This window comes from Olsenella uli (assembly GCF_901212655.1).
In the GTDB taxonomy this organism is placed as follows: Bacteria; Actinomycetota; Coriobacteriia; order Coriobacteriales; family Atopobiaceae; genus Parolsenella; species Parolsenella uli_A.
Window position 1 is genome coordinate 90,896 of the sequence record NZ_CAAKON010000041.1, and the last position, 20,695, is coordinate 111,590.

Here is a 20,695-nt window from a genome sequence, read left to right on the forward strand (position 1 = left end):
AAGGCCGTTGACGCCGAGGTGGACGCGGCGCAGCTCGCCGCCCGCCGCGAGAAGGAGGCTGCCCGCGAGGCTGCTGCCGGCCATGCCGACGCCGAGCGCGCGGCTGCCGAGGCCGGCAAGGCCTTCGCCCCCAAGACGGGCAACGAGCTGCAGGCCGAGATTGTGGCTCGCCGCGCTGCGGGCGACAACACGCCGCTGCGCCTGGGCGTTCTGCTCTCGGGCAGCGGCACCAACCTGCAGGCCATCATCGACCGCATTGCGGATGGCTCGCTCAATGCCACCATCGAGCTCGTGGTCTCTAGCCGCCCCAGCGCCTATGGCCTGCAGCGTGCCGAGGCGGCCGGGCTTCAGACCCTCACGCTCTCCAAGGAGATTTACGCCAACCCGATGGCGGCGGACGAGGTCATTGCCAGCGAGCTCTACTCGCACAAGGTCGACTACGTGATCATGGCCGGCTACATGCGCATGGTCCACGCGCCGATCCTCGTGAGCTTCCCCAACCGCGTGGTCAATCTGCACCCGGCCCTGCTGCCGAGCTTCACGGGAGCCCATGCCATCGCGGACGCCTACGCGCGGGGCGTCAAGGTCACGGGTGTGACGGTGCACTTTGCCAACGCGGCCTACGACGCGGGCCCAATCGTGGCCCAGCGCCCGGTTATTGTTCGTGAGGGCTGGAGCGTAGATGAGCTGGAGACGGCGATTCACGACGTGGAGCACGTGCTCTACCCGGACGCGATTCAGCTGCTCACCGAGGGCCGCGTGCAGGTTCGCCCGGACAACGTCGTGGAGATTGCCGAGGCATAGACGCGCGTTTGTGAGAGCGTGGGGATGGGATCGTGTCGTGGCCTGGTTTACGACACGATCCCAACGTCGATTCATGCTGGCTCGATGCCGCCTCATATCGTGGGCTGCCTTGCGCTGATTCCAATCTCGGGGCGCCACAAGAAGCACGGGAAATGAGGGTGATAACCGGGCGCCGAGCTTGGTGTTCAAAGCTATGAGGTGTGTGTGATGATGGCGGGGGTCGGCGCCGCCCTACCGCCTCCGCAACACCATGACCGTTTCGGCATACTTGGTGTGCGGAAACATGTCTACCACGGTGAGCGACTCGATGCGATACCCGCCGCCAAGCAGCAGCTCAACGTCGCGGCGCTGCGTCTGCGGGTTGCACGAGACGTACACCACGCGCTCCGGCGCCAGGCCCATCACACCGTTCAGGAACTGCGGGGTGGAGCCCGCGCGCGGCGGGTCCATGATCACGGCGTCGAATCCGGTACGGTCGCGGCGCGCATCCTTCATGTAAGCCGTGGCGTCGGCGCAGATGAACCGGCAGCGGTCCTCCAGGTCATTGCGGTCTGCGTTTGCACGGGCGTCCGCAACGGCGCCCTCCACCTGCTCCACGCCCACAACCTCAAGGCCCGCGACCTGCTTGGCGGCGCACATGCCAATCGTGCCGATGCCGCAGTAGGCGTCCAGCACGCGCATGCCTGGTGCCAGCTGGGCGCCCTCGATGGCCAGCGAGTAGAGCTTCTCCGTCTGCTCGGGGTTGGTCTGGTAGAACGAGGTGGGACCAATCTCGAACGTGCAGTCCAAAAGCTTGTCGCTCATGCGCCCGCGGCCCAACAGCGTGCGCGTCTCATGGCCGAGAATCGCGTTCGTGCGGCGCTGGTTCACGTTCTGAGCCATGGCGGTCACGAACGGCGCATGTGCCTTCACGCGCTCCACGAACTGCTTCTCGCGCCCGATGCTCTTTCCGTTGGTGACTACCGTAAGCAGGCATTCGTTGGTGGCGTACCCCATGCGCACCACCGCGTGCCGCAACAGGCCGCGCCCACGGTCCTCGTCGTAGGCGGGAATTCGCAGCTCCTCGGCCGCCCGTGCCACGGCGGAGAGGGCGCGCCTGGCACCCGGTGCCTCCACCAGGCAGTCTCCGCATGGCACGATGCGGTGCGTTCCGCGGGCGTAGAAGCCCGAGCGGATGGTTCCTCGGGTGCCGGGCGCAAACGGCGTGGCGGCCTTGTGACGGTAGTGCAGCGGCGCGTCCATGCCAACGATGGGAACCCTGCGCTCGCGCTCCTCGGGCGAGCGCGCCGGTGGCAGCACGTCCTCGAACAGGTCGAGCACGGCATCGCGCTTGCGACGCAGCTGGATGGGATACGGCACTGCCAGCCACTCGCAGCCGCCACACGACTTCGCGATCGGACACGTGTATGTCTTGAATCCCATGCTGCTCCCAGGCGGTCCCTACTTTTCATCTGCAACCGTCTATTTTGCCATCTCCGCAGGCTGTGTGGTGCTAACGTAGCTGCAACTCATGTGGCACGCGCGCCAGGGGGCACGCGCCGGAGTAAGCGGCCTTCTGGGCGTCGCGCTGTGTCGTCGAGCGCCCTGCCGCCGCGCGAACAGGGGGAGACATGGCACTCATCCGCAAGATTGGTATCGTTGGCCTGGGCCACGTGGGCGCGCACGTGGCGAACGCCCTTCTCATGCAGGGCATTCCCGACGAGCTCTACCTCGCAGACGTCAATGAGCAGAAGCTCACGAGCGAGGCACAGGACCTCAACGACGCGCTCTCGTTCTATCCGCGTACCTGCAAGATCGAGGCCGTGGGCGACGAGTACGAGCGCCTGGCCGAGTGCGACGTCATCGTGAACGCCGCCGGCAACGTCACCTCGAGCGCCAAGGACCGCGACGGCGAGTTGTTCGTGACCACCGACATTGCCCGCACCTTCGTCGCGCGCATCGCCGACGCCGGCTTCAAGGGCGTTTGGGTGTCCGTCTCCAACCCGTGCGACGTGGTCTGCACCGAGATTTGGCGCCTCTCCGGCTGCGACCCGCGCCGCGTCATCGGCTCCGGCACCGCGCTGGACTCCGCGCGCCTGCGCAACGCCATCGCCGGCAAGGTTGGCCTGGACCAGCACTCCATCTGTGCCTACATGCTGGGCGAGCACGGCTTTTCGCAGTTTGCCGCCTTTTCTGCCGTGAACTTTGGCGGCAAGCCTCTGGCCGAGCTCGCCTCCGAACAGCCCGAGCGCTTTGGTTTCGACCAGGCTGAGGTGGAGGAGCTTGCCCGCCGCGGCGGCTACGTGACCTACGCCGGCAAGCAGTGCACCGAGTACGCCGTGTCGCTCGCTGCCGTGCGCCTGGTGCAGGCCGTTGTGGGCAACGAGCACTACGTCACCGCGTGCTCCACGCTGCTCACAGGCGAGTATGGCCAGAGCGGCCACTTCACAAGCCTGCCGTGCGTGATCGGTGCCGACGGTGTTGAGGAGGTCTACAGCCTCTCGCTCAACGAGCGCGAGGAGAAGGCCTTCGCCGCCAGCTGCGAGCACATTCAGGGCAACATCGCCCGCCTTGGCGAGTGGTGGGAGGCCGACAGCCGCGTGAAGTAGCCGCTGGCCTTGCCCGCGCGCGGGCCGCATCGCATACGCCAAGAGCTTTCCGTGAACTGGCCGATAGAACCTCGCGCGCGTAAGCCGGCATGCCCGCGCGGCCGCCCTCGAGCCCATCAAACAGCCGCCCGACCGCCCATACGCCCCGCTCGCCAATATCGATGGCAGAGCGGGGCTTTTTTGTCCGCTCGTTGGGTACCGTGGCGGTAACGAACGGGCGGGGAGGTACTGCGGCCGGGGATTCCATGGTTCCTTGGGCGATGCACGCCAACGTCTGTGACGCCTGCGGCTGGCATGCCGTGCCGCGCCCGCAGCGTCGCGACGCCATGGTCTGCGCTGCCAGCAAAGGCATCGTGCCCGCTGCAACCTTCCCTCCAAGCGCGGGCCGCCGCGTGCGCCTCGCGTCCACCCCCAACGGAGGGAGTCACCATGAGCGAGAAGATCAGGAACGTTGCCCTTGTGGGCCAAGGCGGCGTGGGCAAGACCATGCTCGCGGAGGCCATGCTCCACCTCTCGGGCGTCACGAACCGCCTGGGTGGCCACAAGGGCACCAAGCCCACGCTCGACTACGACCCCGAGGAGGAGAAGCGCTCCTTCTCCATCAAGCTTGCCATGGCGCCCATCCCGTGGAACGGTGCGCGCCTGAACGTGATTGATGCCCCGTGCTACCCAGACTTTATCGGCGACGCCTATGCCGCCATGTCCGCTGTGGAGACGGCCATCTTCGTTGTTGACGCCGCCGGCACCGCCGGTGCCGTCACCACGCGCCTGTGGTATGCGGCAGAGGACCTCTCCCTTGCGCGCGCCGTGTTCGTGAACCGCGTGGACCGCTCCGAGGCTCACTATGACCAGACCCTCGCCGAGCTGCAGGAGCGCTTTGGCACGCGTCTGGGCGCCGTGACCCTGCCGTGGGGCGTTGGCGATGACTTCAAGGGCGTTATCGACGTCATCCGCATGCAGGCCCGCCACCTGGATGACAAGGGCAAGCCCGTGGCGGAGGACATCCCGGCCGACATGCTCGATGCCGCCGCGGAGGCCCGCGCCCACCTCTGCGAGCTCGTGGTGGAGGCGGATGACGAGCTCATGCTCAAGTACCTGGAGGGCGACGAGCAGCTCACTCAGGACGAGCTCGAGGGCCTGCTTGCCAAGGCCATCGCCGAGCGCATCTTCGTGCCCGTGTTTGCCGGCTCCTGCACCATGGAGGAGGGTGTCACGAGCCTGCTCGACGACATCGAGACCTACTTCCCGGCCGCGAGCGACTTTGGCGGCGTGCCGCTGGTAAACGGCGACTACCTGGACATCGACGAGGGCGACGACCGTCCGGTGGGCTTCGTCTTCAAGGTCCTCAACGATCCGCAGTCTGGCCGCCTCGCCCTCATCAAGGTGCTTGCCGGAACGCTCACGCCGGGCCTGGAGCTCACCTGCGCCCGCACCCGCAAACCCGAGCGCCTCGCGCATATCTACCACATGGTGGGCCGCGACCTGGCCGAGGTGCAGAGTGCCGTTGCCGGCGACATCGTGGTGGTTCCCAAGATTGCCGCGATGGCGGGAGACACGCTCTCCGTCACCGGCAAGGTGGAGGCGGCGGCGTTCCGTTTCCCCAACTCGCTCTACCGCGTGGCTATCGAGCCCGACAAGCGCGGCACCGAGGACAAGCTCTACAGCTTCCTCGAGAAGAGTTGCGACGCAGACCCCACGATGCAGGTCACGCGCAACGAGGACACCGGCCAGACCGTGATCTCCGCGATCGGCGAGGCGCAGGTTGCCGTGCTGCTTGACCGCATGGCTGCCCGTGCGGGCGTCACGGCGCACGTGGTGCCCATGCGCGTGCCCTATCGCGAGACGATTCGCCGCACGGCGAGCGCCCAGGGCCGCCACAAGAAGCAGACGGGCGGCGCCGGCCAGTACGGCGACTGCTGGCTGCGCTTGGAGCCCAACCCCGGCGGCGGCTACGAGTTCGTTGACGAGGTTGTGGGCGGCCGCATCCCCAAGGGTCTCGTCCCGGCCGTGGACAAGGGCGTCCAGGAGACCATGCGCGAGGGCGTGGTGGCCGGCTATCCCATGATTGACGTGCGCGTGGCTTGCTACGACGGCAGCTACCACAGCGTGGACTCCAACGAGATGGCCTTCAAGAGCGCTGCGCGCCTGGGCTTCCAGAAGGCGGCCGCGCAGGCCGAGCCGGTGGTGCTGGAGCCCATGGCCGTCCTCAGGGTGACCGTGCCGGAGGACTACGCCGGCTCCGTGATGGGCGACGTGAGCGCGAGCCGCGGGCGCGTCGAGGGCATGGAGGCCGGCGAGCGCGGCCAGACCACGATTCAGGCGCGCGTGCCGTATGCCGAGGTGCTGGACTATGCCACGCGCCTGCGCTCCCTCTCGCGCGGAACGGGCGAGTTCACGCTCGAGCTCGAGGGCTACGAGCAGGTGCCGCACGACGTGCAGGCCAAGCTTGCGCAGGAATGGCAGGAGCGCAGGGCCGCCGGAAGGTAACGAGCGATCGTTTTGGCATCACCTTCGCGGTGGGCGAGTTGGCCGGAGAGGCCGATGGGCCTGAGCGGCCTCCTTGCCGCGCTTGCGGCGAGCGGGGCCAGCGGGGATAGGCCATCCGTGGGCCGGCGCGAACAGGTGGGCGCCGCGGCCAGCACGAACGGCTTTCCCGTAGGGCCAACATAGCGGGATTGGACGCGCGGCGCCCGTGCATCATGTGCGGACGTCGCGCGCCGTTATGGAATGGCGCTGCAAGAGCTGGGGTGGGCGCCTCCGGATTCGATCGATGTCGAATGCTATCCGTCGCATTATTCGGTCGTGATGGAATTGTTAGCAGATAAAAAAGCTAGCGGGGGCATTTGAACATTTTTGAGTTTGAGGCCTATACTGACTTCACCTGTAAGTAGCTGGGACAGCCCAGGAGGGTTGCTCCGTGCCCCGCTAAGGAGAAGAGCGATATGAAGAAGAAGATTGTAGCTGCGCTGAGCGCCGCTCTGCTTGCCCTCGCGCTGCCGACGGCCGCGCTGGCCTGGGAGAGCCCGTCTGGTGACGTCCGCAGCAATACCCTCGAGGTCACCACGGCCGCCGGCGTGCCCGTGAAGGTTGTCGCCGCTGCCAACGGCACCGGCAAGATCACTGTTTCCGAGTCTGACACCAAGGCTTCCAACGCCGAGGTCACCGATGGTTACACCGAGGTTGGCTCCTTCAAGATCACCAAGGGGGGCGAAGTCGAGGCTCCGTACAACTTCTCGTACAACCTGGGCTCCGAGTACGCCAACGCTGACGTGATCGTCTACGTCGACCACGAGGGCGAGGCTGAGAACGAGGTTGTCCAGAAGACCGCCAGCTCCGACGGCACCGTCACCTTCACCACGGACGCCCTGTCCATCCACACGGTCTGCGCCAAGAAGGCCAGCTCCGCCGCTGCCTCCACGGACAAGAGCTCCAAGTCCCCGCAGACCGGCACCAGCACCACGCTCGTTGCTGGCGTGACCGTCGCTGCCGCCGTGGCCGCTGCCGGCGTTGCCGTCGCCCTCAAGAAGGCCCGCAACTAGCAGCCATCGCGCGCCTTTGTGGCGTACGCAAGATTGACCTGATGGGGCCCGCCGCCGTGCGGGCCCCTGTTGTATGAAGAGGGCGGGCCGCCGCGGCCTGTGTGTTGGACCGCCCCGCGTGGAGAGGGAAGTATGGCCAACTCGAAGAAGTCCCGACGTCCGGTCCTAATTGCCGTGCTTGTGGCGCTCGTCCTTGTGGCGTGCGGCGGTGCCGGCTACCTCGCCTGGCAGCAGTATCAGTTCAAGCAGGCCGAGCAGCGCATGCAGCAGGCTGGCACGCCGGCAACCAGCGTCGAGGCGCCTACCACGGACACGACCGAGCTGGCGGACAATCCCATCGACTTCTCCAAGCTGTGGGAGACCAACGTCGACAGCTACGCGTGGATCTATATCCCCAACACTGAGATCAACACGCCCATTCAGCAGAGCACGACGGACGACTCCTACTACCTCACGCACGACGAGGCAAAGAACGACTCCATCACCGGCGCGGTGTTTACGCAGCTCGCCAACAAGCGTGACTTCTCCGACCCCGTGACCGTGGTCTATGGCCACGACAACCAGGGTTACTTCCGCAACCTCCATTACTTTGAGGACGCGGACTTCTTCAACAACAACCCCAACTTCTACATCTACACGCCGGGTCACATCCTCACGTACACAATCGTCTCTGCCTACAAGTACGACGACCGCCACATCCTCAACTCCTTCGATTTCTCCAAGGAGAGCGTGCGTCAGCAGTACGCGGACTTCGTCAAGAACCCGGAGTCGCTGGTGAAGAACGTGCGCCAGGGCGTGGACGTGAACGCAGACAGCAAGATCGTGCAGCTCAGCACCTGCATGTTGAACGAGTATCACGGCCCGTCTCGTTATCTCGTGGCTGGCGTGCTCACCTCAGACCAGGAGACCAAGTAGTCATGGCCAAGCACTTTGCTCCCGGGGCGCAGGTACCCGAAGACGATGAGCCGCAGATGGCGCGCCCAACGGTGTCTGGAGCGCCCACTGATTCTGCTGGCGCCGGCGTCGGGGACGCGTCGTCCGCCAAGGATTCCACCGCGGCTGCCGGAGATTCCGCCGAGTGGCCCTCGCTCGATGAGATGCCGCGCAAGCGCCGTCGCCGCCGGCGCAAGGGACGGCGCGCACTCAAGATCCTCGGCATCGTCGTGGCGGTGGTTGGCCTCATCGCGGGCGGGGCGGCATGGGCCATCCAGAGCTCCATCGAGCGTGGCCGCCAGGCGTTCCAGGATTCCATGCAGAAGACCATGGAGCAGAACGCCAACACCGTGCAGTACAACGGTAAGTCCTATGCGCTCAACGAGCACATGGTGACAGTGGCGTTCATCGGGTTCGACAATCGCACCACAAACGAGACCACCGGCGAGGCAACCGAGGGTCAGAGCGACACCATCATCGTGCTGGCACTTAACACCGACACCGGCGCGGCCGATGCCATCGTGGTTCCGCGCGACAGCATGGTGCCTGTGGACATGTATGTGGACGGTAGCTACACCGGTCAGTCCACGATGCAGATCTGTCTGCAGTACTCCTACGGCAGCACGCCCGAGCAGAGCTCCAAGCTTGTGGCGCAGTGTGCCTCTCGCGTGCTCGCCGGCATTCCCATCGACTACTACTTCACGCTCAACGTCGAGGGCGTGGGCCCCATCAACGACGCCATCGGCGGCGTGACCGTGGTGCCAACGCAGACGGTGGAGAAGGCAAACGTCACCGAGGGAGACGAGGTGACGCTCATGGGCAAGAGCGCCGAGTACTACGTGCAGTACCGCGACATCACTGACCCCGATTCCTCGCTCAAGCGCCAGCAGCGCCAGATGTCGTATCTCAAGGCATTCTCGTCCAAGGTGCTGCAGACGGCCAAGAGCAATCCGGCGCTGATTGTGGACCTCTACCAGACCGCGGGCGACTATACCTGGACCAATCTCGGCGTGGATGAGGTGTCGTACCTCGCGAGCACGATGCTTGGCAAGGGCGTGACGGACTTCAACATCACGTCGCTCCAGGGCACGGCGGGCGCGGGCGAGAAGCACGCGGAGTTCACCCTTGACCAGGACAGCGTGTACCAGACGGTGATCGACACCTTCTACCACGAGGTGGGCGACGCGTCGGCGACAACGGGGGATGCCGCGGCAACAACGAATTAGGCCGTGCGCTTGCGCCGGCGGGAGCGCCGGTGTTAACGGAGGCTGGACTGCCGCTCCCGGGCGTTGCCATGATATGCGGTCAGACCGTCGCTCCCGGGCGTTGCCATGATGGGCGGCTCGCCGGCAAGCGAAGTCTCGACACCGGGGCGTAGCGCCGATGGGCCCCGCGGCGCAGACAACCCTCCTGTGCATGTGTTTCAGCGTGGGGAAACGCTGCACTGTCGGTGTCGTGTGCAAATGCTACTAAATGACTACCAATTGTAATCATCTATCATTAAACTGTTGGTGGCAATAGGGGCGGCGCGGGGTTCACGCCGCAGGACGCGCCGTGCGCGCCCAACAACGAGAGAGAGGGTATCCATGCTCACTGCACGCGAGGTTAAGCCCGGCATCTGGTGGGTTGGCGGCATCGACTGGAACGAGCGTATGTTCCACGGCTACACCACCGAGGCTGGCATCACCTACAATGCCTACCTCATCATGGACGAGAAGGTCACGCTCATCGACACCGTTAAGGCCAAGTTCGCCGACGAGCTGCTGCAGCGTATCTCCCAGATTATCGACCCGTCCAAGATTGACGTCGTCGTCACCAACCACGTCGAGATGGACCACTCCGGCTCGCTGCCCCGCATTCATGAAGTTGCCCCGAACGCCGAGATTTACGCTTCCGCGCCCGCCGGCGTGAAGGAGGTCATGGCCCACTTTGGCATCGAGGTCAAGGGCGTCAAGACCGGCGACTCCATCTCCGTCGGCAAGCGTACGCTCCACTTCGTGACCACGTCCATGGTGCACTGGCCCGACAACATGGTCACCTACTGCCCCGAGGACAAGATCCTGTTCTCCAACGACGCGTTTGGCCAGCACTACGCCACGTCCAAGCACTTCGACGTTGAGAACGACCTCTGCGAGATCATGCACCAGGCACGCAAGTACTACGCCAACATCGTGCAGCCGTACCAGAAGCAGGCGCGCAAGGCCCTCGACGCCGTAAAGACGCTGGATCTCGAGGTCATCGCACCGTCCCACGGCATCATCTGGACCAAGCACATCCCCGACATCCTCGACGCCTACACCGAGTTCACCTCGGGCGAGGTCAAAGAGAAGGCGCTTGTGGTCTATGACTCCATGTGGGAGTCTACGGCCAAGATGGCCAAGGCCATCTGCGAGGCCTTCGTTGAGGAGGACGTGCCGGCGCGCTACATCGACCTCAAGCAGCTGCACCAGTCCGACATCATGACGGACCTCCTCGACGCGAAGTACGTCTGCGTGGGCTCGCCGACGCTCAACTCCCAGATGCTGCCCACCGTGGCGAGCTTCCTGTGCTACATGAAGGGTCTCTCGCCTAAGAACAAGCAGCGCGTGGGCCTTGCGTTTGGCTCCTACGGCTGGGCGCCGAGCGGCCCCAAGAACGTGGGCAAGGAACTCGAGGCCGCCGGATTCCAGCTGCCAGTTGACACCGTCACCTGCAACTGGATCCCGAGCCAGGAGTACCTGGACAACCTGCAGGCCACCGTTCGCGAGATGATCGAGAAGGCCGAGTAGGGCTGGCAAGTTATTGAGGGGCCACCCTGGGGTCGCTCCGTTGGATGATGAGGGGGCCGGACGTGGCGTTTGCCGCGTCCGGCCTTTTTTACTTGGGATGTGATTCTGGTGCGGAGCAAAGCTCTCGTACCTGGAGTTTGGGCTATCGGAGCGGGTGTGGCGACCTCACCGTCCGACGAGGGCCGCGCCTACGCTCAGATGTTGCCGGTGTGGCCGACAAATTCCAATTGCCCTGGGACGAACGTTTGGCGGACGGCCTCGGGTGGGTACGTACAGAGGAAGCGCACGGGGCGGGGGACTCCCCTCGCGTGGCGGGCTTGCAATCGGCAGTCCTAGTGTGGCGGGTGCCCGCGAGGGCTCTGCCGCGCGATGTGCTTGCCTGTTGCGGGGCGAACGAGGGGTGAGGGACATGGGTGAGTGCGGCTTTGGCATTGCCGCGCCGGCAGCCGGTCGCGTGGTGCCGCTCGATACTATGAACGACCAGGTGTTTTCTGCGGGTATGCTCGGTAAGGGATGCGGCATTGTGCCAGCTCCCGGATGCGAGGCGCTTGTTGCGCCGACGGCGGGTGTCGTGTCCGTGACGATGGAGTCGAGCCGGCACGCGCTGTGCCTTACGACCGATGATGGCGTTGAGCTGCTACTTCACGTTGGCATCGACACGGTTGGTATGCGAGGCGTGGGCTTTGCCTATCACGTGGCTCGTGGCGAGCGGGTTGCGGTCGGTCAGCCGCTGATGAGCTTCAGCCAGGAGGCCATCGTCGCTGCGGGCCTGGACAGCACGGTATTGATGGTGGTCTCGAACACAGATGACTTCTCTCGCGTTGAGGTTGCGGCCTCCGGAGACGTTGTCGCAGGTGACAAGCTATTGGTGATTACCCGTTGACCTACTCGCTGGCACGCGCCCGCCAAAACCCGTGAGGAGCCACCATGGCCGCGACACCCCCTGTGATAGTTGGTTTCGAATCCGGTCTGGAGTATTGGCGCAAGGCGTGGGTGGCGGGCAACGGGTCGGCCGAGGGGCCGTTGGGCCAGGTTGCCCCGGACGCTCTACTTGAGGAGTTTCGCGTCAACCCGCTCCTACTCGAAGATTCCCCCTTTCTGAGTCCGTCCGCGGCACGGTCGGCGGGCGCGGGATGCGTAGCCGGCCTACTTGGCCTCGACGCGCCCGTGAGCCTTGTTGTAGACAGGCCGGAAAAGCGCGCGTCGGGCTCGGGCGTTCTGGCGAGAACCTGGTGCCGTGGGCTGAGCCAGGCCATGCTTGCGCACGTCGAGGACAACATATTGTGTGCTCGCCCGAACTTGTGCTTCTGCAGCTCGCGAGCGAGCTCTCGTATGCAAGCCTGCTGGATGTGGCCTATGAGCTTTGCGGTGACTTCGTGCGGCTTGGCACGGCGCTGCATGAGGGGAGACATTTGGAGGAGTATCGGCCCCTCACCTCTCCCGAACGGCTCGCGGCGGTATGTGGCCTGTTTCGGCATGCGCGGGGCATCAAGAACGCGCGTTTGGTAGCCAAGGACGTAATCGCGAACTCTTGGTCGCCCATGGAGTCTCGCCTGGCGGCACTGCTGAGTCTGCCGAGGTCGCGTGGTGGGTTTGGGTGCCCGAAGCCGGTGCTTAACAAGCGCATCTACCTGCCGGATGAGCTTGTGGAATTGGCGGGCCGCGGATATGTGATTCCGGATGTTCTGTATGAGGATGCGGACCTGTGCCTGGAGTACCAGGGCAAACAGCATGGTGAGACTAGCGACAGAAAGAGGGACGACTCTAAGAGTAACGCACTGTTGATGATGGGTATCGAGACAGTGCGCGTGTGGGATGAGCAGCTCTGCAGCCCCTCGGCGATGGGTGAAATAGCGAGCTATATCTGCAAGAAGCACGGCGTGAGACTGGGGCCGCAGAGTGTGCGCATGAGGATTCGCCAAGGCGACCTTATGGTGGCGTTCAAGGCAATGTCAAACAAGGTGGAGCGCGGGGGCTGTTAGGTACTTGCGCGTGAATTCTGGTACAAGGCTCACTGCGACTTGTGTGTCTGCTTGATGCTGACGATAACGGCCGAACGAAATCGCGGACAAGCAGCATCGAGTGGCGCGCAGGGACTGAGAGAAGCTGAGCGCGTGAGGGAGCCGTGGGATAAGCGAAAATCTGGGCCATCTGCAGAGCCGTGGCTAATGCGCTGACAGGTCAAGCCGGGCGTTTGGGCCTCTCAGAAGGCTTTCTCCAGAGTCTCTTGTTTAATTTTTACGAGTGTGAAGCTACTTTTTGGGGTTCCTCGAGTATTGGGACAAAAACACGACTCATCTACCTGCCCCTTTACAAAGCTCATATATGGCCAACCAGGAAAACCCGCTTCACACTCGTAAAAATAATACAAGGGGCTCTTGTGAGGCGGGGCAGATGCGGTGAGACGGGACGAGGCACAGGTCGGGCTGGTGCTTGGGTCGAGCACGCACAATAAGTTAATCGTGCGTCTGATTGTCGTATACTGAATTAGCAACGCAGTGTCAGCTAAGTATAAGCACCAGGTGATAGACGTCATTTATCTGCGGAAATGCCATTTGCGGATGCCCAGCTAACAAAGAATAGAGGTATACATGGCTACGTCGAAGGTCTACTTCAGCGATTTGAGAACACACGGCAAGACCAATCTTCCCAAGAAGCTCGACAAGCTTGTGCGCAAGGCGGGTATCGAGCAAATCGATTTCGAGAACAAGTACGTGGCCATCAAGATGCACCTTGGCGAGCCCGGGAACCTCTCCTACCTGCGCCCCAACTACGCCCGCGTCATCGTTGACCTTGTGCGCGAGCTGGGCGGCAGGCCCTTCATCACGGACTGCAACACGCTCTACGTGGGCGGTCGCAAGAACGCCCTGGACCACCTGGACAGCGCGTACGCCAATGGCTTCAATCCGTTCCAGACTGGTTGCCACACCATCATCGCCGACGGTCTCAAGGGTCTCGATGAGGTTGAGGTGCCCGTCGTGGGTGGCGAGTACGTCAAGAACGCCAAGATCGGCCGTGCCCTCATGGACGCAGACATCGTGATTAGCCTCACCCACTTCAAGGGCCACGAGCAGGCGGGCTTTGGCGGCTGCATGAAGAACCTGGGCATGGGTGGCGGCAGCCGCGCCGGCAAGATGGAGCAGCACGCTGCCGGCAAGCCAAGCGTCGACGTGACCAAGTGCATAGGCTGCCGCCAGTGCTCCAAGATCTGCGCCCACGACGCCTTCAGCTTTGACGAGGAAGGCGAGCACATCGGGGTGGACGGGCGCAAGCGCATCGTGCACGTTGCGAACATCGACCACAATCGCTGCGTGGGCTGTGGGCGCTGCATCGCCGCATGCAACCAGGATGCCATCAAGCCCGGCTACGACCATGCTGTCGAGGTGCTCAACTACAAGATCGCCGAGTACACGAAGGCCGTGGTGGATGGCCGCCCGAGCTTCCACATCTCGCTGGCCATCGATGTGAGCCCCAATTGCGACTGCCACAACGAGAACGACGCTCCCATCGTTGGGGACATCGGCATGTTCGCGAGCTTTGACCCGGTGGCCATCGATCAGGCCTGCATCGACGCCGTGCTGGCCCAGCCCGCCCTGCCCAACACCGAGCTCACGGAGATGCGCGACAAGCTCGAGGCGGCCGGCGAGCTGGATGAGGAGCACGCGCACGACCACTTCTACGTGACCCACCCCGACACGGACTGGAAGAGCTGCATCGACCATGCGGAGAAGATTGGCCTGGGCAGCCACGAGTACGAGCTCGTTCGCGTGTAGGCCGATTCCGCGCCGTGACATAGGGCAGCTGTTCAGCGGCGTGGGGAGCAGCTCCCCGCGCCGTTGCCGTATACTGACCATTACGTGTATCGCGGCACATGGGTGCCGCGACACTCCGTTAAACGAGGAGAACATGAACGCAAAGAAAGACTCTGGGGACTGTCACAGTTGCACCTGTGACCTGAACCTTACGCACTGCCGTCCTGTCGAGCACAAGGAGGCGTGCGCATGGATGTCTTGCTAAGTATCGTTCTCACGTTCCTGCTCACCCTGGCCAATGGCTACTTCTCCATGAGCGAGGCCGCCCTCGTGGCCGCGAAACGCGCCGTTCTCGAGCATGACGCCGAGGGGGGAGACAAGAAGGCCAAGGTTGCCCTCGAGCTCTCGAGCGACTCGGGCCAGTTCCTCGCGGCGATCCAGGTTGCCATCACGCTCGTTGGCTTCTTCTCTGCGATGGTCGCCTCCAGCACCCTGTCCGACCCGCTGGCCTCTTGGGCCGTGTCGCTTGGTGCCCCCGATGGCCTGAGCTACGCCATTGCTCCCTCCGTGGTCACCATCATCGTGTCCTATGTCTCCATCGTCTGCGGCGAGCTGGTGCCCAAGCGCATCGCGCTCTCCAACGCCGAGGGCGTCTCCAAGTCCGTCGCCAGCTTTCTGTCCGGCTTCTCGCGCGTCGTAAAGCCGCTGGTCTGGCTCACGAGCGCCTCCGCCGAGGGCCTCTCCAAGCTCTTGGGCATCAAGAGCGCCGACGACCGTCAGGAGGCTTCCGAGGAAGAGATTCGTTACATGGTCACCGACGCGGACGGCCTCTCCGACAAGGAAAAGTCGATGATCCACGAGATCTTCGACCTGGGTGACGCCGTGGCGCGCGAGGTCATGGTGCCGCGCGTGGACATGACTGCGGTGGAGGATACCGAGACCCTGGGCGAGGTGCTGGGCCTCATGCGCCGCACGGGCTTCTCGCGCATTCCCGTCTATCACGAGGACGTCGACCGCATCGTGGGCGTGGCACACATCAAGGATCTGCTGGGCCCCATCGTCGACAAGGGCGCCTCCGACGTGCCCGTGCGCCGCTACGTGCGCGAGCCCATCTTCGTGCCCGACACCAAGGACATCATCCCGCTGCTCTCCGAGATGCAGAGCAGTCACGACCAGATGGCCATCGTGGTGGACGAGTACGGCGGTACGGCCGGCATCATCACGATTGAGGACATCGTGGAGGAGGTCGTGGGCGAGATCGAGGACGAGTTCGACCCGGATAACAAGTACCTCACGCGCCTCTCCGAGCGCGAGTGGCTGGTGGACGGCCGCTTCTCAATCGATGATGCCATCGACCTTGGCTGGCCCATCGAGGACTCCGACGAGTACGAGACCGTGGCTGGCTTCATCCTTGAGCTCGCGGACTCCGTGCCCGAGCCGGGCGAGGTCTTTGACGTGGAGGGCTATCGCTTCCGCGTGCAGTCCGTGCGCGGCCGCCGCATCGCGCTGCTGCGTGTGACCGCGCCCGAGCCCGAGGCCGCTAAGGCCGCGGAGAATGAGGACGAGGACGGCCATGACGGGGCGGCCGCGGGCGGGCACCGCCGCCAGCGTCGCCATGGGGATGCCGATGAGGGCCGCTCGCGCGAGAAGGGCCAGGCATCGGATACCATGGCTGATACGGAAACCACGAAGGGCTAGGAGTGCGCATGGCTCAGCTCATTGAAATCGAGAAGGTGGCGGTTGCGCCAAGGCACTTTACGGCGCGTGTGCGCATTGCCAACGGCGGGCCGCTCACGACGGACCAGGACCTCGTGGGCACCACCCACGTCTATCGCCTCCTGCCCGAGATTTGCGACCACACATGCCTGGGCGACGCTGGCACCACGTTCAAGGACGCCATGGGAGCCACCGAGGTGGCCCACCTGCTTGAGCACGTGGCCATCGAGCTCATGGCGCGCACCGGCCTCGCAGGCGACATCTCGTGCGGCCGTACTTGGGACGTGGTTGGCGAGCCGCGAACGTTCGACATCCAGCTCGCCTGTCCGGACGACGTGCTGGTGGCCTCAGCGCTCTCGAGTGCGGCATGGATTCTCCAGTGGGCCTACTCCGGCGGCGCCGACCCCAAGCCGGACGTGGATGCCATTGTCTCCGGCATTCGTGAGCTCGTGAACCACGCGGATGAGGTGGCTAAGGCCGAGGAGAAGCGCGACGAGCATGCGGCGGAAGTCGCGCAGTAGGCGCGTCGCAGTCGAATCTCTGGGTTGTTGGGACCATGCGATGCGGGTCAGCTGCCTGGGCCGGCGCACATGGTTGGTGCCGACTGTTTTTGCGGCCACGGAATAGGCTATGCCATACCCGTGAGACGTAGGGCCCCGCGGGTATAATCGCGTGCAACGCAAGCAGGAAACGACGCGCCGCATCTTGCGGCGCCGCCACAAGGAGGCTGCTATGAGCAAGGGTGGAATTGGGTTCGTTCTCGGTAGTGTCTTCGGTGCCGCCGTGGGAGCTGCTGCCGGCATCCTGCTGGCTCCGCGTTCGGGCGCCGAGAGCCGCGCCATGGCCGCCGACGCCATGAACGACGCGTGGGACGCCGCCGCTGACGCCTACGAGAAGGGCGGCAGCGTCGTTGCCGACCGCCTCAATAACGTCCGTCCCGCCGTGGATGCCACCACCGATGAGCTGCGTGCCAAGATCGACCTCGCGCGCGAGCGCATGGACCAGCTGCGCAATACGCTCTCCGAGAACGTGACGGCTGCCTCCAACTCCGTAAACGACGCCATGAGCGCCGTTGCCGACAAGGTTGGCGCCGCCGTGCCGCAGGCCCCGAGCACCGAGGCCGCCGATGTGCGCGTCGAGACTGTTGAGGGCGAGAAGTCCGGGGACGAGGCCACGGAGGCCTAGCTCGGCCGCAAGTACATGAAGTGACTTGGGGCGCCGGCGGGAAACCGCAGGCGCCCCGTCGCTATGAAGGCCGGCAATCAAGGGCGTCGGGCGGGTCTCACCACGACCTCGTGGCGCCCCGGAGCCTGGCATGAAGGGGCGTGCGCTGAATGCTCACGATGGACCAACTGACAAGGATGCGCGTCTACGTTCCGCGCAAGCCGTCGCGCAAGGATGAGAAGAAGGGTGTGCGACCCGAGCCCAAGAAGCTCGGCAAGGTGCATTGCCTGGTCTTCTCTCCGGATAGTCGTCGCGTGGTGGGGCTCATGGTGAAGCGCCCGGACATCGCGGGCATGATCAAGCAGGAGGACCGGTTCCTCGCGCTCGACTCCATCGAGCTGCACGAGGGTGGGCTCGTTTGCGTGCGCGGCGAGGAGAGCTTCGATGTCCCTGCGTGCAGGCGCATGGACATTGACCTGGACCAGTGCATCATTTGGGGCGGTTGTGACGTGGTGACGCAGTCTGGCAAGCCCCTTGGCCATGTGCTGGACGCGCGGTTCTCCGAGGCCGCGGGTGACGTGGACTGCTTCTGCGCGCAGGAGGGTGCAACCGCCACGGCCATCGTGGGCAACTTTGAGATTCCCGCGGCTTGGGTGGTGCGCTATAGCGCCGGCAAGATGATCGTGCGCGACGAAGCCGCAACGTTGCAGCCATCTGGTGGGTTGGCCGGCAAGGCCGGCGAGGGCTACGCGGCCGCGAAGGAGGGCGCCAAGAAGGCGGCCGAGAAGGCAGGCGCGGCGGCCACCGTCGCCGTGGACAAGGGCAGCCACGGGCTTGGGCGCATGATTGGCAAGGCTCGCCAGGGCGCGCGGCGGATGGCGTCGGACTTCAATGAGGGCGCGGGTAACGATAAGGCTTCGGCGGCCACGGCGGCCGTGCCTGGGAAGTCCGACGGCGCCCGTAAGGGCGTGGCGTCCGGGAAGCCTTCGGCTGGAGGCTCCCCCGCAGCCCGCGGTGGAAGCTCCGCAAAGAAATCCTCCACTGGCAGAAACAAGGTGGCGACCAAGGGTTCCGTTGCCGATAATGGGCAGAAGGCCGCGAGGGCGGTAGGAGAGCAGCTCGGTAAGACCAAGGGCATGTTCTCCAGCTTCCTGAGCGAGTTCAAGGACGCGAGCAAGTAGGGTCACCCGGCGCGAGCGAAGGCTCCTGCGGCGCCGGAGAGCGTTCGGACCTGCTCGGCTGGCCGGAACCTGGGCCGGCTGGCTTCCGCGCCCACGCCAGGACCCCAACCTCCGCCTGCAAGAACGTACCTCAAACACACCACGCTGACCTGCGGTGCCGTGGCGCGCCGCTCGTCTCGCAGCAGAAACGAATGGATTGAGATGGCTCGGAACGACAACCGCTACGCTCCCAATTCCGGGAACGACCGCTACAGCTATCGAGACTCGTACACCCCGGCGAACAGGCCCATGGCGAACGGCCACCGCGCGCCGGCCCATCCTGTGGCGCATCGTCGTCGCGAGGCCCCGTACGGCCAGGATGCCGTGCGCAGCGAGTCCTTCGACGCGAGCTCCCTGCGGCCCACCCCGCGCGCGGTCCATCAGGGGCGCGACTACCGCGAGCGACCGGAGCAGATGCGTCGCCGTCGGGCGGCGGTCGAGCGTTCCGAGCAGTTTGATGCGCCGCGACGCTCCTCGAGCGAACGTCCTCGCAGCGATGCCTATGGGGAGGGCCGTGAGCGCGCGGGCACCTATCGCTCCCGCCGCGATACCGCCTATCGTCCGGATTCGACCCTCGAGCACCCCGTGAGGCGCCCGCTTGCCCGTGGCGGCTCCAAGCCCCGCAGCCCGCGCGGCGCAGGCCTGCCTCTGCCACAGATGGGCGGCGGCCTGGGCGGCGTGTCGACGCAGCCCGTGCGTCCCGCGCTCGACGGTGGCTCCCGCAGGCGTGACACAGGTGTGACCACCGCGATCATCGGCATCTGCGTGGTGGCTGCCATCGTCATCGTGGGCATCCTCATGTGGACCAACCGCACCGTCACCATCACACTTAACGGCAGCTCTACGAGCATGCGTGTGGGCACCACCATCGACCAGGTCATTCAGGAGAAGGGTCTTGCGCCCACCGCCGGCAACCTCATCTCGGTCTCGGGCAACAAGCTGCAGGATGGCGCGGGCTATCCCTACATCGCCAAGCTCGGTGGCAACGAGCTGGACGGCGCGGGCACGGCCGCCTATCGCGTGGCCGACGGCGACGACCTCTCCATCGAGGACGGCCGTGACCGCACCGAGGACTATGACGTGCAGGTGGTGGACGACCAGCCGCAGCTCGAGATGGGCGGTGATGCCTGGGGAAACCTGAGCTACATCTCCCAGTGGCCCAAGGCCGGCAAGTATGAGATGCGCACTGGCAAGCAGTCTGGCGAGACGGCCCGCGGCGACACCCTGCAGGAGACGCAGAACGCCGTGGTGAGCATCCACCAGATCAAGCCCACGGACGGTCGCAAGCTCGTGGCGCTCACGTTCGATGACGGCCCGGCGGAGAAGTACACGGAGGCCTACCTGGACATCCTCAACCGGTACGGCATCCACGCCACGTTCTTCAACCTTGGGCAGAGCATCGAGGAGTATCCGGACTTGGCCAAGAAGATCGTGGACCAGGGCAGCGAGGTCATGAGCCACACCTATCAGCACCAGCAGCTTTCCAAGCTGGACGCATCGGCGCTGCAGAGCGAGTTCTCGAACGCCTTCTCCATGATCAAGGAGAAGACCGGGGTTGACACCACGGCCTTCCGCCCGCCGTACGGCGACTTCAAGGAGAGCACGTGGCTGAACTCCGGCGGCCTCGCCAGCGTGTCGGTGCTGTGGAACCAGGATTCGCTGGACTGGAAGCGCCCAGGCGTGGACGTCATTGTGAAGAACTCTGAGAAGAGCGTTACGTCTGGCAGCATCATCCTCATGCACGACGGTGGCGGCAACCGCGACCAGGACGTCGAGGCCCTGCCGCGCATCATCCAGGACCTGCAGGGGCAGGGCTATGAGTTTGTGACCGTGACGGAGCTCATGAAGTCTGACAACACGATTCCCGAGGACATCGCGAACGGCGACGCGCAGATGCCAGACGACTCCGTGTGGCCCACGCAGATTGTGCAGAAGGACGAGACGAGCTCGTCTTCGACGACAACCACTGCGGCAACGACGTCGAGCAAGTAGGCTTTTAGCCGATATTGCTTGGTCCCACCCGGAAGGCCCCGCCAGCGCGCACCACCGCGCCGCCGCCGGCGCCAAGGAAACCCGCCGGCAAGATAAACGGGTGCTTGCGCAGAAAAGATGCGCACCATAACACCTTGTTTGGGCGAGAACCTATGTGCACCGAGGATGTGGCTACCATCTGGAGCACATGCGGAGCCACGAGGCCCGAGCGGGCGCACG

General features: G+C 64.6%; 16 protein-coding genes. 15 read left to right on the forward strand and 1 reads right to left on the reverse strand.

What is annotated here, in order from left to right; translation table 11 throughout:
* Window positions 1-147 precede the first annotated feature (147 nt).
* Complete coding sequence (purN, locus tag EFAMC2_RS07810; RefSeq protein ID WP_410054804.1) at window positions 148-804, forward strand: phosphoribosylglycinamide formyltransferase; 657 nt, start codon at window positions 148-150, stop codon at window positions 802-804.
* Between the two features lie 231 nt (window positions 805-1,035).
* On the opposite strand, the gene rlmD is transcribed toward purN, so the two are convergent.
* The gene (gene rlmD / locus EFAMC2_RS07815; RefSeq protein WP_154028308.1) at window positions 1,036-2,226 is read right to left on the reverse strand and encodes a 23S rRNA (uracil(1939)-C(5))-methyltransferase RlmD; all 1,191 of its coding nucleotides are present in this window, start codon (window positions 2,224-2,226) and stop codon (window positions 1,036-1,038) included.
* A gap of 188 nt (window positions 2,227-2,414) precedes the next feature.
* On the opposite strand from rlmD, the gene EFAMC2_RS07820 reads away from it, so the two are divergent.
* From EFAMC2_RS07820 to EFAMC2_RS07885, 14 genes are all read left to right on the forward strand, one after another.
* Window positions 2,415-3,392 (forward strand): L-lactate dehydrogenase, encoded by a 978-nt coding sequence (locus tag EFAMC2_RS07820; protein WP_154028310.1) that lies wholly within the window; start codon window positions 2,415-2,417, stop codon window positions 3,390-3,392.
* Window positions 3,393-3,821: 429 nt separating this feature from the next.
* Window positions 3,822-5,879, forward strand: coding sequence for an elongation factor G (locus EFAMC2_RS07825; RefSeq protein WP_154028312.1), 2,058 nt, complete (start codon window positions 3,822-3,824; stop codon window positions 5,877-5,879).
* Window positions 5,880-6,334: 455 nt separating this feature from the next.
* A complete protein-coding gene (locus EFAMC2_RS07830) occupies window positions 6,335-6,931 on the forward strand; it encodes a hypothetical protein (protein ID WP_154028314.1) in 597 nt (198 codons plus the stop codon).
* Between the two features lie 132 nt (window positions 6,932-7,063).
* Entirely contained in the window at window positions 7,064-7,846 is a 783-nt protein-coding gene (locus tag EFAMC2_RS07835; RefSeq protein WP_154028316.1) for a class B sortase, read from the forward strand.
* 2 nt (window positions 7,847-7,848) lie between these two features.
* Window positions 7,849-9,090, forward strand: coding sequence for an LCP family protein (locus EFAMC2_RS07840; protein ID WP_154028317.1), 1,242 nt, complete (start codon window positions 7,849-7,851; stop codon window positions 9,088-9,090).
* A gap of 360 nt (window positions 9,091-9,450) precedes the next feature.
* The gene (locus EFAMC2_RS07845; protein WP_154028319.1) at window positions 9,451-10,632 is read left to right on the forward strand and encodes an FprA family A-type flavoprotein; all 1,182 of its coding nucleotides are present in this window, start codon (window positions 9,451-9,453) and stop codon (window positions 10,630-10,632) included.
* A gap of 409 nt (window positions 10,633-11,041) precedes the next feature.
* Window positions 11,042-11,515 (forward strand): PTS glucose transporter subunit IIA, encoded by a 474-nt coding sequence (locus EFAMC2_RS07850; protein ID WP_154028321.1) that lies wholly within the window; start codon window positions 11,042-11,044, stop codon window positions 11,513-11,515.
* Between the two features lie 418 nt (window positions 11,516-11,933).
* Window positions 11,934-12,614: a hypothetical protein gene (locus tag EFAMC2_RS07855; protein WP_187325232.1), complete on the forward strand. Its 681-nt coding sequence runs from the start codon at window positions 11,934-11,936 to the stop codon at window positions 12,612-12,614.
* A gap of 609 nt (window positions 12,615-13,223) precedes the next feature.
* Window positions 13,224-14,405 (forward strand): DUF362 domain-containing protein, encoded by a 1,182-nt coding sequence (locus EFAMC2_RS07860; protein WP_154028325.1) that lies wholly within the window; start codon window positions 13,224-13,226, stop codon window positions 14,403-14,405.
* A gap of 228 nt (window positions 14,406-14,633) precedes the next feature.
* Window positions 14,634-16,082, forward strand: a complete 1,449-nt coding sequence (locus EFAMC2_RS07865; RefSeq protein ID WP_154028327.1) for a hemolysin family protein — start codon at window positions 14,634-14,636, stop codon at window positions 16,080-16,082.
* A gap of 8 nt (window positions 16,083-16,090) precedes the next feature.
* The gene (locus EFAMC2_RS07870; protein ID WP_154028329.1) at window positions 16,091-16,621 is read left to right on the forward strand and encodes a cyanophycin synthetase family protein; all 531 of its coding nucleotides are present in this window, start codon (window positions 16,091-16,093) and stop codon (window positions 16,619-16,621) included.
* Window positions 16,622-16,832: 211 nt separating this feature from the next.
* Entirely contained in the window at window positions 16,833-17,285 is a 453-nt protein-coding gene (locus EFAMC2_RS07875) for a YtxH domain-containing protein (protein WP_154028331.1), read from the forward strand.
* A 158-nt stretch (window positions 17,286-17,443) separates the two neighbouring features.
* Complete coding sequence (locus EFAMC2_RS07880; protein WP_261980197.1) at window positions 17,444-18,445, forward strand: PRC-barrel domain containing protein; 1,002 nt, start codon at window positions 17,444-17,446, stop codon at window positions 18,443-18,445.
* A 201-nt stretch (window positions 18,446-18,646) separates the two neighbouring features.
* Window positions 18,647-20,476, forward strand: a complete 1,830-nt coding sequence (locus EFAMC2_RS07885; protein ID WP_154028335.1) for a polysaccharide deacetylase family protein — start codon at window positions 18,647-18,649, stop codon at window positions 20,474-20,476.
* Window positions 20,477-20,695: the final 219 nt, after the last annotated feature.